General features: G+C 70.4%; 15 protein-coding genes. 7 read left to right on the top strand and 8 right to left on the bottom strand.

Annotated elements, in window-relative coordinates; translation table 11 throughout:
* Nucleotides 1-20 precede the first annotated feature (20 nt).
* Nucleotides 21-674 carry a class I SAM-dependent methyltransferase gene (locus tag V1633_RS12890; RefSeq protein ID WP_331214507.1) on the top strand — a complete coding sequence of 218 codons (654 nt, stop codon included), beginning with the start codon at nt 21-23 and terminating at the stop codon, nt 672-674.
* A gap of 261 nt (nt 675-935) precedes the next feature.
* On the opposite strand, the gene V1633_RS12885 is transcribed toward V1633_RS12890, so the two are convergent.
* The 3 genes from V1633_RS12885 to V1633_RS12875 form a co-directional block, all read right to left on the bottom strand.
* The gene (locus V1633_RS12885) at nt 936-1,487 is read right to left on the bottom strand and encodes an RNA polymerase sigma factor (protein WP_331214506.1); all 552 of its coding nucleotides are present in this window, start codon (nt 1,485-1,487) and stop codon (nt 936-938) included.
* Nucleotides 1,488-1,582: 95 nt separating this feature from the next.
* A complete protein-coding gene (locus V1633_RS12880; protein ID WP_331214505.1) occupies nt 1,583-1,912 on the bottom strand; it encodes a hypothetical protein in 330 nt (109 codons plus the stop codon).
* Between the two features lie 7 nt (nt 1,913-1,919).
* On the bottom strand, nt 1,920-2,627 hold the full coding sequence (locus tag V1633_RS12875; RefSeq protein ID WP_331214504.1) for a DUF899 family protein: 708 nt from the start codon (nt 2,625-2,627) through the stop codon (nt 1,920-1,922).
* 137 nt (nt 2,628-2,764) lie between these two features.
* Between V1633_RS12875 and V1633_RS12870 the strand changes: the two genes are divergently transcribed.
* Both V1633_RS12870 and V1633_RS12865 read left to right on the top strand, forming a co-directional pair.
* Nucleotides 2,765-3,685, top strand: coding sequence for an RNA polymerase subunit sigma-70 (locus V1633_RS12870; protein WP_331214503.1), 921 nt, complete (start codon nt 2,765-2,767; stop codon nt 3,683-3,685).
* Between the two features lie 54 nt (nt 3,686-3,739).
* Nucleotides 3,740-4,042: a hypothetical protein gene (locus V1633_RS12865; RefSeq protein WP_331214502.1), complete on the top strand. Its 303-nt coding sequence runs from the start codon at nt 3,740-3,742 to the stop codon at nt 4,040-4,042.
* Nucleotides 4,043-4,162: 120 nt separating this feature from the next.
* On the opposite strand, the gene V1633_RS12860 is transcribed toward V1633_RS12865, so the two are convergent.
* Nucleotides 4,163-4,456 (bottom strand): hypothetical protein, encoded by a 294-nt coding sequence (locus V1633_RS12860; protein ID WP_331214501.1) that lies wholly within the window; start codon nt 4,454-4,456, stop codon nt 4,163-4,165.
* An 878-nt stretch (nt 4,457-5,334) separates the two neighbouring features.
* Between V1633_RS12860 and V1633_RS12855 the strand changes: the two genes are divergently transcribed.
* Nucleotides 5,335-5,631 carry a MerR family transcriptional regulator gene (locus V1633_RS12855; RefSeq protein WP_331214500.1) on the top strand — a complete coding sequence of 99 codons (297 nt, stop codon included), beginning with the start codon at nt 5,335-5,337 and terminating at the stop codon, nt 5,629-5,631.
* Between the two features lie 194 nt (nt 5,632-5,825).
* Here V1633_RS12855 and V1633_RS12850 read toward each other — a convergent pair whose 3' ends face one another.
* Entirely contained in the window at nt 5,826-6,872 is a 1,047-nt protein-coding gene (locus V1633_RS12850; RefSeq protein WP_331214499.1) for a YeiH family protein, read from the bottom strand.
* A 93-nt stretch (nt 6,873-6,965) separates the two neighbouring features.
* Between V1633_RS12850 and V1633_RS12845 the strand changes: the two genes are divergently transcribed.
* Nucleotides 6,966-7,892, top strand: coding sequence for a LysR substrate-binding domain-containing protein (locus V1633_RS12845; RefSeq protein WP_331214498.1), 927 nt, complete (start codon nt 6,966-6,968; stop codon nt 7,890-7,892).
* A gap of 16 nt (nt 7,893-7,908) precedes the next feature.
* On the opposite strand, the gene V1633_RS12840 is transcribed toward V1633_RS12845, so the two are convergent.
* The 3 genes from V1633_RS12840 to V1633_RS12830 all read right to left on the bottom strand — a co-directional run bounded on the left by V1633_RS12840 (nt 7,909) and on the right by V1633_RS12830 (nt 10,143).
* Nucleotides 7,909-8,538 carry a hypothetical protein gene (locus tag V1633_RS12840; RefSeq protein WP_331214497.1) on the bottom strand — a complete coding sequence of 210 codons (630 nt, stop codon included), beginning with the start codon at nt 8,536-8,538 and terminating at the stop codon, nt 7,909-7,911.
* Nucleotides 8,539-8,671: 133 nt separating this feature from the next.
* A complete protein-coding gene (locus tag V1633_RS12835) occupies nt 8,672-9,823 on the bottom strand; it encodes a hypothetical protein (RefSeq protein ID WP_331214496.1) in 1,152 nt (383 codons plus the stop codon).
* Entirely contained in the window at nt 9,823-10,143 is a 321-nt protein-coding gene (locus tag V1633_RS12830; protein WP_331214553.1) for a PadR family transcriptional regulator, read from the bottom strand. Before V1633_RS12830 ends, V1633_RS12835 begins: the two co-directional genes overlap by 1 nt.
* 38 nt (nt 10,144-10,181) lie before the next feature.
* Here V1633_RS12830 and V1633_RS12825 point away from each other — a divergent pair, with 38 nt between their 5' ends.
* Together V1633_RS12825 and V1633_RS12820 are read left to right on the top strand one after the other, a co-directional pair.
* On the top strand, nt 10,182-11,261 hold the full coding sequence (locus V1633_RS12825) for a sigma-70 family RNA polymerase sigma factor (RefSeq protein ID WP_407952005.1): 1,080 nt from the start codon (nt 10,182-10,184) through the stop codon (nt 11,259-11,261).
* Between the two features lie 83 nt (nt 11,262-11,344).
* Nucleotides 11,345-12,187, top strand: a complete 843-nt coding sequence (locus V1633_RS12820; RefSeq protein WP_331214495.1) for an alpha/beta fold hydrolase — start codon at nt 11,345-11,347, stop codon at nt 12,185-12,187.
* The last annotated feature ends 141 nt before the right edge of the window (nt 12,188-12,328 follow it).

Here is a 12,328-nt window from a genome sequence, read left to right as displayed (position 1 = left end):
GGCGGCTAAGCTCCGTCGCCATGTCTGAAGCACCGTTCCTCACCGCCACCCGGGAGTCGTACGACAACACCGTGCTGGAGTACGTCGACATGTTCGGTGACCACCTCGCGGGCAGCCCGTTGGACCGGGCCCTGCTGGCCGTCTTCGCCGAGCGGGTCCGCGCCGACGCCCCCGACCGACCGGTCGTCGACATCGGCTGCGGGCCGGGCCGGATCACCACCGTGCTGCACAGGCTGGGGCTGGACGCGTTCGGCGTCGACCTCTCCCCCGGAATGGTCGGGTACGCCCGTCGTACCTATCCCGAGCTGCGCTTCGAGGTCGGTTCGATGCTCGGCCTCGACCTGCCGGACGATTCGCTCGGCGGACTGCTGGCCTACTACTCGATCATCCACGTGCCGTGGGAGCGGCGGCCCGAGGTGTTCGCCGAGTTCCACCGGGTGCTCGCCCCGGGCGGGCAGTTGATGCTGGCCTTCCAGATCGGTGACGACGTGATGCACCGGGACGAGGCGTTCGGCAAGCCGATCAACTGCGACTGGTACCGGCAGCAGCCGGACGACATCTGCCGGCTGCTCCGGGAGGCGGGCTTCGAGCCCTGGTCGACGGCGACACGCGAGCCGGAGGGCGAGGAGAAGACGGCACAGGGCTACGTCCTGGCCCGCAAACTCCCCGGCTGACACCACCGCCGGCGTACCGGGGTCTGTCCTGTCGATCGTGGTGTCACCTGGTCTGCCCAGGTGGGCGCTGGTGGGAGGAGCACGGCAGTCGTCCCGGGCCTGCGGCTGGATGGCGACAGGCCCGGGACGGTTTCGTGCCGGGTCAGTTGACCGTGTCGGTGCGGTCGTAGTCGAGGAAGACCGTGTAGAAGTTGAGCGTCGGGTGCTGCCCGGTGTTGATCATTTCGTGGGCGAGCAGGGCACCGGTCTCCGGGTCGAAGATCAGCAGGCTTTCGAGATTGTGCTCCGGGTCGCTGCCGGTGATGGCGACTCCGGGGCGGCCCCTTTGGCCAGCCGTCGTCGGGTACGGTGCAGCCGCACCGCCGCTGTCGCCCGCGTGCAGCCAAGAACGACCGCGGCTTCGCCGAGGGAAAGCTCCTCCCAGCCGATCAGCCGCAATATCTCCTGATCGTTATCTGGCAGGGTGGTCAATGCCGCCCGCACACCGGCCACCTCGACCACACTTTCCTGCACCATGACCGCTGCCCGGCCGCCCGCGCCGCCGACATTGGCGAGCGAGGTCACCTGCGGCGCCGTACGCCAGTCTCGCCTGGTGTTCGCCAACAGCCGACGCGCCACCGCGTACAGCCAGGGCAGGCAATCCTGTGGCACCTCCATCCGACGCCGCCACGCGACAATGAACACTTCCTGGGCGGGTTCGACCGCCGCCTCCCCGTCGTACAACCTGCGCAGGCCGTATCGGACGATCCGTTCATGGTGTGCGAGGTAGGTCTCGGTGAACCATTCCTCGCCGCGGTCCTTCGGTGGACCCATCAATCCTCCCGCTGGCATCGAACGCCGCTTACACCCAGCTTCTGTCACCGCCAGCGCGATCATTACCGGGTCACCGAAGGAGCTTCTACGCGCACTCACCTCGATGCCGGCAGGAACCTCATTCGTGCCTCACCGTGTTGATGCATCAGCACGGCGAGCGCCATGTGCACGGCCCCGGCCGTACGGTGCCACTCCACCTCCGAGCCGCGCTCGGTCGGGCCGCCGACGACGAACGCCACCGCCAAGGCCAGGAGCAGCAGCGTGCCCGCGTACTGCACAACCGGTGCGGCGTCGAGGGTCACCGCGACCATGACAGCCACCATCGCACCCGCAAGCATTCGGGCTCTGCGGGAAGCGCCCGCCCGCGGCACGACGCAGCAGCGGGCTGACACCGCGGCCGACCCGAGCATGATCACCTCGATCACCAGGACGTCATCGCGGTGCGACGCCGGGGCGTGACCATTGCGCGGTGGGGCGGCCGTCGAGACGCCACGGGTGCCCGGTGACCCGCGGCCAGCCTTCAGGCGAGTTCTCCCAGTTCTCTTGCCGGCCGTACACCGTGAGGTCCAGGGCGTGGTAGGTGGTCATCAACGCCTCCACGCCCCGCCCGGTGGTCCAGTAGGTCTCGTAGACCTCGTCGCCGTCGCGCAGGTAGCACGCGATGAACCCGAAGGCGCGACCGTCGGCCAGAGCCGGGTCGGAGTCTTTCGCCGAATGCCAGGGGAACCTGTAGCCCATGAACTCCGCGAACGGGGCACTTTCGTCGTAGGAACCCTGGCAGAACACGGCGTAGGTGACGTCCCGAGCGTGCAGGTAGTCCAGCATCTGCATGTGACAGGTCGAGAAGGTGCACCCCTCACACTGATGCTCGTACGGTTTGCCGTCGTGCCACATGTGGAAGTAGGCGATGAGCATCCGGCGGCCCTCGAACACCTCCACCAGCGGGGTGTCCCCGCCAGGGCCCCGCACCGTCACCGTCGGCATCAAGGTCATCGGCAGCCGACGACGAGCGGCTGCGATCGCGTCTCCTTCGCGGGTATGGGCCTTCTCCCGGACCAGCAGTTCGTTGCGCTCGCGCAGCCAGGTCTCCCGGTCGACGACCGGGGGCGCGGCGGCGCTGGACGCGGGGGTTGCCGTCATGGCTGTCTCCTTCGTGGAGTGGGGATCGGTCACAGGTACAGACGACCGAGTCGGCGATCGTCATCGGTGACCGATGACGGATGGGGTCCGCGGTCGTCAGTACGGTTGTGAGGACCACTCAGCCCCGGAGAAATCACATGTCCGACTCGCCCGACGCGCAGGCGGTCTGGCTGCAGCGCGCCTTCGACGAGCACCGGCGTGAGTTACACGTGCACTGCTACCGCCTCGCCGGGAACGTCACCGACGCGGACGACCTGGTGCAGGAGACCTTCCTGCGTGCCTGGCGGGCTCGCGACCGCTTCGAGGGTCGGGCGTCGGCGCGCACCTGGTTCTATCGGATCGCCACGAACGTCTTTCTCGACAGCCGCAAGGCGGCCGGTCACCGGACGGTACCGTATGGTGACCCGCTGGAGTGGTCCACCGAGCTCGGTCCCTATCCCGACGCCCTGCTGGCCGACGATCCGCAGACCGGTCTCGCCGCCCGGGAGACCGTCGAGCTGGCCGTGATCGCAGCGCTCATGTACCTGCCGCCGCGGCAGCGGGCGGCCTTCGTGCTGCGCGACGTCTACGGCTGGACGCCGCAGGAGATCGCCGCCGCGCTCGACACCGCCGTGGCGGCCGTCAACAGCCTCCTCCAGCGGGCCCGCCACACCCTCCGGCGGCGCGCTCCGTCGGACCCGAAGGACTGGCGCCGCCCGCAGCTCACCAGCGAGGACGAAGAGATCCTGCGCCGCTACGCCAACGCGAAGGACCCGGAGACGCTCCGGGCACTGCTCGCCGAGGACGTACGGATCACGATGCCACCCGAGCCGCCGGTCGTCGGGATCGACGCGGCCGCGGAGTTCCTCGGCCGACCGCTCGACTGGCGTACGTTCCCCACCTCGGCCAACGGGCGCCCGGCACTGATCAACTACCTCCGCCGGCCCGGCAGCCCGCACTACGAGGCGTTGGTCGTCGACGTACTCCGGATCGAGAACGGGAAGATCGTAGAGAGCAACGCCTTCATCGGTGCCCGTCACGTCGCCGCCTTCAGCATGCCCGCCACGCTCGAGCCCTAGACGAGTAAGTCTCAAGCCAAGTGGCCGAGTACGTTGGAGCACTAGGCTGCGCGGATGTCGATGTTTCTCGTGTTCAGTGAGCGTTCCGGTCCGAAGTGGCGAGCGGGCGAGCCACTGGAGGCCCAGTCCGACTGGCTGCCACACAAGGCGTTCATGAACAGCCTGGTCGACGACGGGATCATCGTGCTCGGCGGTCCGCTCGACGACGGTCACCGGGTCGCGTTCGCCGTCGAGGCGGCGTCCGCCGAGGCGATCGAGGCAACTTTCGCCGACGATCCCTGGACCGGCTCCCACCTGCGCATCGTCAGCATCACGCCGTGGGACGTCCGGCTCGACGGGCGTACCTCGGCGGCGTAGGAGCGCGGCCGGCTCGATGCGTCGGCCGGCCGGACGCACATCTACGCCGCCGACCAGCCGCCGGTCCGAGGGTGTGGGCCGGCGGACCTCCGCGACCCACACGGTCGCGGCGACCAGAACCTACGAGGAGGTCCGACGTTCGTCGGACTCTTCACCGGTTGCCTGGACAGCGGTTGCCGTCCAGCGGCTCATGTGCCGGTCGACGACGTCACGCACCTGACGGCGGAGGTCGGTGTGGCTCATGTCGCCCATGCCCTCTGCCTCGAAGACCGCGTCGGTGAAACTGTCCACGTCAGCGGGAGGTGACTCGCGGAGCCGACGGATGTCGTCGGGCGGCAGGCAGAAGCCCAGCCCGACGCAGAGTTCGTAAAGGAGTCGCTCGACGTCGGAATCCTGGTCAACAGGGCGGCCCATGTCACCAGCCTGACAGATCCGGCTCGGCTGCGGGTCGTCCGGAAGACGTGCCCGCCGATCGACCTTCCGGCCAGTTCCGCCGGGCGCCCGGGAGGCCCGGCCGCCGATCTCCCGCAGACACCCGACCAGCTCGGGCGGCTGGTGCACCCTGAACTCGCAGCCGAGGGTCGGCAGGCGCCATGCAAGGCCATCCAAAGGTGTCGCTGTGGTTGGTAAGCGGCAGCTCGTCCAGGCAAACCTACGTGCACCCTCCGACAAAATCTATGCTCGAAGCACTAGACATGTTCGACCCGGGCTACTAATGTTCCTGACGTCGAGAGAGTACAACAAAGACGCAGACGCAACCGCCCCGCACGAGGGGCGAAGGAGTCGGGGCCGAGGAAACGATCAGGGCCCCGCCAGGCAACAGGAGCACCGCAGTTCAGCACGACGCACCTTGCAGTGACGCAAGAGTGAAAGCACGGCAGTACCCCGGACGTGATTCGTAGGCCGGGGCGTACCAGGGTGGTGGGGCCAATGTCAGGTTCAGGGCTCCACCTAGAGGTAACACCGTTCCGTCGCACGTGCCGGCGCCATGAAGTCGCGTGGGGCTCCGACACCGGCGGACAGCACGAAGGAAGTCAGAGGAAAGGGAGGGCCGTACACCGTTGGATCGCCCGCCGCTGGCCGCAAGTTGACGGGCTGGGCGCGGACACCGTTGTTGCCATCGAACGAAAGGTGGTCTCCGGTCACGCTTATGCGATCCTCGCACCCGAAACCCTCAGACAGGGTGGGTGCGGATACGACAACCCGACGTTCTCGTCGGTGATGGTGTTTTTCGACCTGTAACCCTTGGGCCCCGGTGCTTCGGCACCGGGGCCCTCGTCATGGAGGTTTATATGGCTCAACCCGACGACGTTCTCGACGACGAGGACTACCCCGCCTACACCATGGGCCGCGCCGCGGAGATCATCGGCTGCTCGCAGGACTTCCTACGCCGGCTCGGCGACGCGAAACTGATCGCCCCGCACCGCTCCAGCGGCGGGCACCGCCGCTACTCCCGCTACCAACTACGCCTCGCCGCCCGGGCCCGGGAAATGTGCGACCAAGGCACCGACATAGCCGCTGCCTGCCGCATCATCATCCTCGAGGACCAACTTGAGGAAGCCCTCCGGCACAACCAGATCAATCAGTGAGCACACCTCGCCCCAGACAGTGAAAGCTGGGCCTACGCGACCTCACACGGTCCCTCCCGTCAGGGCAGGGGCCGTTCGTCGTCACCGGCAGCGGCAGCGGCAGCGGCAGCGGCAGCGGCAGCGGTGCCATCCTCCCGCCAGGACGACCCGCCGATCGCGCGTCTCCACCCGCGCCGACGGGACGCCGTAGCCGGTCAGGAGCCGGCACCGACCAGCAGCAGTCCGCCGAGTGACGCGGTCGCCAGGACCAGGGTGCCGGCCGCACCGGTGGCGAGTGCCCGGCCGCCGCCCCGGGTGACCGTACGCAGGTCGACCGAGGTGCCGACGGCGAACATCGCGGCGGCGAGCAGCATTCCGGCGACCGCCGAGAGGACGGTGACCACGGCGTGCGGCAGGAGTCCGGTGGAACGCACCGCCATCGCGGCCAGGAACCCGATCACGAACCAGGGCAGGACCGGCGGCCGGGAACGGCGCCCGTCACGCGTCGGGGTCGCGGTGCGGCGGCCGGTCGCGACGAGGGCCACCAGCGGGGCGAGCAGCGCGACCCGGCAGAGTTTCACCACGACGGCGGTGGCGAGCGCGGCGGCGCCGATCGCGCCACCGACGGCGACGACCTGGCCGACCTCGTGGATGCTTGCCCCGGCCCAGAGACCGATCAGGGTGTGGTCGAGCCCGAGGAGCAGGCCGAGGCCGGGAATCAGCACCAGGCAGAGGGTGCCGAGCACGGTCACCACGCCGATCGCGGTGACCACGTCCTCCTCCTCACCGTCGGCGACCTCGTTCATGCCGATGACCGCGGAGGCGCCGCAGATGGAGACGCCGGTCGCGACCAGCAGCGCGGTGGCCGGCCGTAGCCCGAGCCGCCGCCCGACCCAGCGGGTGGCGAGCCAGGCCACCGCGACGCTGGTCACCACCACCGCGATCGGGCCGAAGCCGAGATCGAGGATGTCCGCGGCGACGAGTTGCAGGCCGAGCAGCACGATGCCGGCCCGGAGCAGGCCCTTGGCGGCGAAGGTCAGTCCGGGGCGCATCCAGTCCCGGTGCCCGCCGAGGCTGCGTACGGCGATGCCGAGCAGGATCGCCACGATCATCGGGCTGACCGGGCTGGCGAGCCGGTTGATCGCGTACCCGAGCAGCGCTGCCAGGGCGGCGATCGCCAGACCCGGCAGGGTGGCGGCGGGTCGGGGTCGGGTCGGGGTTGGTGCCCGTACGTCGACCCGGGCCTGTTCCACCACCGCCACCCCGTCACCCCCTCGTGGTACCGCTCTCCAGGTAACGCCGGTTGTCGTGGAGTCGGTAGCCCTTGATCACGTTCGACGCCATAGCCTGTGGCTATGACCGACCTTCCCGATCTGGCGTCTCTCCGGCTGCTGGTCGACGTCGCCGAGTTGGGCAGCATCGGCCAGGCGGCGCGGGCGTCCGGCATCGCCCAGCCGTCGGCGACCAAGCGGCTCGCCGCCCTGGAACGCTGGGCCGGGGTGCCGCTGCTGCTCCGCACCCACCGGGGGTCGCCGCTCACGGACGACGGCCGGGTGGTGGTCGGCTGGGCGGTACGCCTGCTCGAATCGGCGGACGAGTTCCGGCACAGCCTGGTCGCGCTCCGCGAGGCACGGGCCGCCCAGTTGCGGGTCGCCGCGAGCATGACGGTCGCCGAGGCGCTGCTGCCCCGCTGGCTGCACCACCTGCGGATGACGTACCCAGACATCAAGGTCGGCCTGACGGTGATCAACTCGACCGAGGTGGCCCGGCTGGTCCTCGCCGACGAGGGGATCGACATCGGCTTCGTCGAGGGGCCGACGGTGCCGGACGGGCTGGACACCCTGGTTGTCGGGCACGACCAGTTGATCGTGGTGGTGGCGCCGGGACACCGCTGGGCGCGGCGGCACCAACCACTGGAACCGGCCGAACTGGCCGGGACCCGGCTGGTCGTCCGCGAGGTCGGCTCCGGCACCCGGGAGACACTCGAACGGGCGCTCGCCGACCTCGACCCGCTGCCACCGGAGCTGGCGCTCGGCTCCAACTCCGCGGTCAAGGGCGCCGCCATGGCCGGCACCGCCCCGGCGGTGCTCAGCCGCTACGCGGTGGAGATGGAACTGGCCGCGAAACTGCTGGTCGCGGTCCCGGTACGGGGGCTGGTGCTGAGTCGTACCCTGCGGGCGGTCTGGCCGCGCGGGCGGCGCCTCACCGGCTCCGCCACCGCGCTGCTCCAGTCGATCGCCCGGGCCAACCGGGACGGGACCGCCGGCCGGGCCGAACCCTGAGCCGGGCTGCCGAAGACTAGGCCGACGAAAGCGGCAGGTCGTCGACGTGCTCCCAGTGCAGCAGGTTGTCCCGACTCAACGCCGCCTCGCCCCAGGAGAGCCGCAGTAGACCCTGGTCCGAGTTGCACGCGTAGCCGATCAGCAGCACCCTCGGCTCGGCAGCGGACCCCTCGATCGCCTCACGCAGCTCGGCGAGGGTGTCGTCGTCCGGAACCGTCGGCATCATCGGCAGCGGCTCCTGCTCGTACGGCGGCTTCGGGCCGAACAGGAGCAGGAGGTCCCGGATGGTCTGGCTGAGCCGGCGGTTCGGCACCGCCTGCTCCAACCGGGCGTCCTCCCTCGACGCGTAGCACCACGGCAGCAGGAGATGCCCGGCGCAGATCGTGATCCGGAACTGGGCACCGGGCGGATGGATCGAGGTCGTCTCGGGCAGGTCCTGGAGGTGGGTGAGCAGTTCCTCGTACTGGACGAGCCACCGGACCGATCCGAAGGGATGGTCGGTGGTCATCTCGGAGGCGTCCCGGGCGTCCATGGCGCGCTCCACCGCCCGGCGCAGTGCCGCCGGCACCCGTTTCCACAGCTCCACCGCGAGGCTCGGCCCGAACCGCTCGACCGCCCAGGACGACGGACCCTCAACTACCGTCACGCTCATCACCTCTTGTGGTCGACCAACCACGCTACGACCAACCGTCTCATGGCGATCGATGAGCGGCCAAGGGGTGCGGCAGGTCGGAGGTTCTCCCGTCCCGGCTCAGGGTCCGTCCGGTCCGGACACCGGTCTAGGCGGCGGCGACGGTGCCGCGCGGCTCGCGGTCGCGGCGGGGGACGGCGGCGAGCGCCAGAGCGAGCAGCGCCGATCCGCAGCCGACGAGGAAGAGCAGGGAGAACGTCGGCTGGCCGAGCCACTCCCACATCGGGTGCCACGACGGGTGCGGCTCGTCGAGATGGTGCCGGGCCATCCACTGGACCGAGAACACCGTCGGCACCCACCAGAAGAACAGCGTGACGCCGAGCAGCAGTTCCACCCCGACGCTGGCCACAGGCCGCCGCTCGGTCCGACGGCTGGCCCAGCCGAACAGCAGGAACACGACCGCCGCGCCGGCGATCCCGCCGAGGATCCCGTACGGGTGGACGGCGTACGGGGTCGCGCGTCGGAAGTCCGCCGAGATGAACGCCGGGTTTCCCGGGTGCGCCGGGTTCACCTGCATGGTGAACGTGGTGTCCCCGCGCCGCGCCTGGATGGTGGTGGACCTGGGAATCGTCGTGGGGTCGCAGGGTGGGCCGACACAGTCGTACAGGTTGTTGGTCATCGTCGGGTGGACCGTCCAACCGTGGGCCCGCAGGTTGTGTTGCACCAGCTCGACGGTCTGCTGCGGCGGGTGCGCCAGCGGGCCGTCGGTCGAGCCGCCGATCCCCGACTGGGCGTACTCGCCCCCGTCGCCGAACAGCAGACTGTGGGCCATGTTCCAGTTCAGCGGCTGGCCGTAGATCAGAAACATGGCGGGCGGGTCCTCGATGCCGGTGAACTCCTGCCCGGGCAGGATCTCCGCGAGCATGGCCCGTACCTCGGCGGTTCGCGGCAGTGGCCGGGCGGTCTCCCAGGCGGCGCGGGTCGCGAACGCGGCGGTGAAGACGCCGCCGATCACCGAGGCGAGCACGGCCCAGGCGACGACGGTACGACTGGCGGGCCTGCCGAGTCGGGCCCGCAGCCCGTGTCGGATCAGGTCGGCGGCTTCCCGGAAGGTCGGCCGGGTCCGGCCGGGCGGGGCGGCGTCGAGCAGGGCGCCGAGCAGTTCGTCGGCGCGGACCCGGCGGTAGGCGCGGGGGTAGGCGAGGAGCAACCGGCGGTAGCGCCGGGCGAGCCGCTCGGCCGTCTCCGGGTTCCCGTCCGGGCCACCACCCGGTACGCGGTCCTCGGGCTGGCGGGTCATCACACGGTCCTCGGGCGGACGGCACGGAGCCGGGCCTCGGCCGCCGTGGTGAGCTGGCGGAGCCGGGCGGTTTCGGCGGTGAGCGCGGCGAGTCCTCCGGCGGTGATCCGGTAGTACCGCCGGGTCCGCCCGTCGACCGCCTCCTCGCGGTCGGGCTCGACGAGCCCTTCGGCGGTGAGTCGGTCGAGTGCGGTGTAGAGGGTGCCGGTCAGTAGGCTGACCCGTCCCTCGGACAGCGCCCGGACCTCCCGGACGATGCCGTACCCGTGTCGGGGCTCGTCGGCCAGCGCGGTGAGAATGAGGAACGTCGGCTCGCGCATGCTCTTCACGGCGCACACCATATGTAAATGATCAAGCTATCGTCAATCGTCTGCCAGGGTGGACGGGCGGCGGGACGAGACGACGGCCGGCCGGGGGTGAGGACGTGGATCTCGAACTGGAGCCGTACCGGGTCGAGTTGACCGGATACTGCTACCGGATGCTCGGCTCGCCGTTCGAGGCGGAGGACGCCGTACAGGAGACCCTGGTCCGGGCCTGGCGGAACCGGGACCGGTACGACCCCGACCGCGCCCCACTACGCGCCTGGCTGTACCGGATCGCCACCACCATCTGCCTCGACATGCTGCGCGGCGCCCAGCGTCGCGCCCGTGCCATGGACCTCGGCCCGGCGGCCGGGCACGGGGCCGACCTCGGTGCACCGCTGCCCGAGTCCGCCTGGGTGCAACCGGTCCCGGACGGTCGGGTGCTGCGGCTCGACGGTGACCCGGCGGAGGTGGCCGCCGAGCGGGAGACGATCCGGTTGGCGTTCGTCGCCGCGCTCCAGCACCTGCCGCCCCGGCAGCGGGCGGTGCTGATCCTGCGCGAGGTGCTCTGCTGGCGGGCCGACGAGGTGGCCGGACTCCTGGACACCACGGTCGCCTCGGTCAACAGCGCACTGCAACGGGCCAGGGCGACCCTGCGGACACCACCGCCGTCCGAGCCGTACCGGCCGCTCGACGAGGGGCAGCGGTCGTTGCTCGTCCGCTACTGCGATGCCTTCCAGCGGTACGACGTCGACGCCCTGGTGTCACTGCTGCACGAGGACGCCACCACCTCGATGCCGCCGTTCGTCTGGTGGCGGCGCGGTCGGGCCGAGATCCGCGAGATGCTGCTCGCGGCCGGCAACCCCTGCGCGGGCGCCCGACTGGTGCCCACCGTGGCGAACGGCTCACCCGCGTTCGGCCAGTACCTGCCGGCCGGCGACGGTGACCGCTACACGCCGTTCGCGCTGGTCGTCCTCACCGTCTCGACCGGAGGCCGGGTCGCCGACGGAGGCCGGGTCGCCGGCAACGGAGAGCCGGCGCTGATCACCGAACTGACCACGTACCTCGACCCGGACCGGCTCTTCCCGGTCTTCGACCTGCCACACGGCCCGGAGCCGGTCGAGCTGCCCCGCTGAGACCGGTCCCGGCCGCCCCCCTGCTGAACCCGATTTCGGCGACCGGGCACCGATGAGTTTCCGGCCGCCGCCGCGTAGTACCGGTGAGGACCGTCTACGAGGGGAACGACAACACGATGGCCGACTACCTGGACGTCAACGGCGTACACATGTGGTTCGACGAGCGGGGCGCGGGGGAACCGCTGGTACTGCTGCACGGCGGCCTCACCGACAGCCGCTGCTTCACCGGCAACCTGGATCGGCTGGCCGACCGGTTCCGGCTCCTGCTGCCGGACCGCCGGGGTCACGGCCACACCGCCGACGTACCGGGGCCGATCACGATCGCACTGATGGCCGAGGACACCATCGGCTTCGTCGAGAAGACCGTCGGCGGGCCGGTGAGGCTGGCCGGCTACAGCGCCGGCGCGGCGGTCGCGCTCCAGGTCGCCGTACGCCGCCCCGAGTTGGTCGACCGGCTGGTGCTGGTCAGCGGTGCCTACCACCCCGACGGCATGATCTTCCGACCGACCGCCGGCGGCACGCCACCGGCACCGCTGCTCGCCGCGTACGCCGAGGTGTCGCCGGACGGCGCGGACCACTTCCCGGTGGTCATCAACAAGATCGTTCAGGCGGTCGACGAGGAACCCGGGCTGGAGCCGGCCCAACTCGGCGCCGTCACCTGCCCGACCCTGGTGATGGCCGCCGACGACGACCTGGTGACCTTGGAACACACCCTCGCGCTCTACCGCGCGTTGTCGAACTCGCAGCTCGCGATCGTCCCCAACACCTCCCACCTGCTGTTGGACGAGAAGCCGGAGTTCTGCGCCGGGTTGATCGGAGAATTCCTCAGTGATGATCACCCGGCCACCTGGATGCCGATCCGCCGCGCCGGGACGCGACCCGCCACCTCGGCTGAGCCGACCGCAGCCGGGCCGGGAGCGGGCTGACCGCGTACGCGGGGTGGCGCGGGCGGGGGTCCGCGCCGCCCCGGGGTCATCGGGATCGGCGTGACATTCCTCGCCGCCAGGGCTTCGGACGGGTTGCCGGACAGTCTGTCTGACACCATGTATGACGAAGCAACCGCAAGC

The sequence above is a fragment of the Plantactinospora sonchi genome, assembly GCF_036422035.1.
Classification (GTDB): domain Bacteria; phylum Actinomycetota; class Actinomycetes; order Mycobacteriales; family Micromonosporaceae; genus Plantactinospora; species Plantactinospora sonchi.
This window is presented reverse-complemented; position numbering and strand designations above follow the sequence as displayed.

Excerpts from the sequence above, each read along its gene's own strand:
- V1633_RS12890 (WP_331214507.1), top strand. The coding sequence starts at position 21 with ATGTCTGAAGCACCGTTCCTCACCGCCACCCGGGAGTCGTACGACAAC.
- V1633_RS12885 (WP_331214506.1), bottom strand. The coding sequence starts at position 1,487 with ATGGGTCCACCGAAGGACCGCGGCGAGGAATGGTTCACCGAGACCTAC.
- V1633_RS12875 (WP_331214504.1), bottom strand. The coding sequence starts at position 2,627 with ATGACGGCAACCCCCGCGTCCAGCGCCGCCGCGCCCCCGGTCGTCGAC.
- V1633_RS12870 (WP_331214503.1), top strand. The coding sequence starts at position 2,765 with ATGTCCGACTCGCCCGACGCGCAGGCGGTCTGGCTGCAGCGCGCCTTC.
- V1633_RS12865 (WP_331214502.1), top strand. The coding sequence starts at position 3,740 with ATGTCGATGTTTCTCGTGTTCAGTGAGCGTTCCGGTCCGAAGTGGCGA.
- V1633_RS12860 (WP_331214501.1), bottom strand. The coding sequence starts at position 4,456 with ATGGGCCGCCCTGTTGACCAGGATTCCGACGTCGAGCGACTCCTTTAC.
- V1633_RS12855 (WP_331214500.1), top strand. The coding sequence starts at position 5,335 with ATGGCTCAACCCGACGACGTTCTCGACGACGAGGACTACCCCGCCTAC.
- V1633_RS12845 (WP_331214498.1), top strand. The coding sequence starts at position 6,966 with ATGACCGACCTTCCCGATCTGGCGTCTCTCCGGCTGCTGGTCGACGTC.
- V1633_RS12835 (WP_331214496.1), bottom strand. The coding sequence starts at position 9,823 with ATGACCCGCCAGCCCGAGGACCGCGTACCGGGTGGTGGCCCGGACGGG.
- V1633_RS12830 (WP_331214553.1), bottom strand. The coding sequence starts at position 10,143 with ATGCGCGAGCCGACGTTCCTCATTCTCACCGCGCTGGCCGACGAGCCC.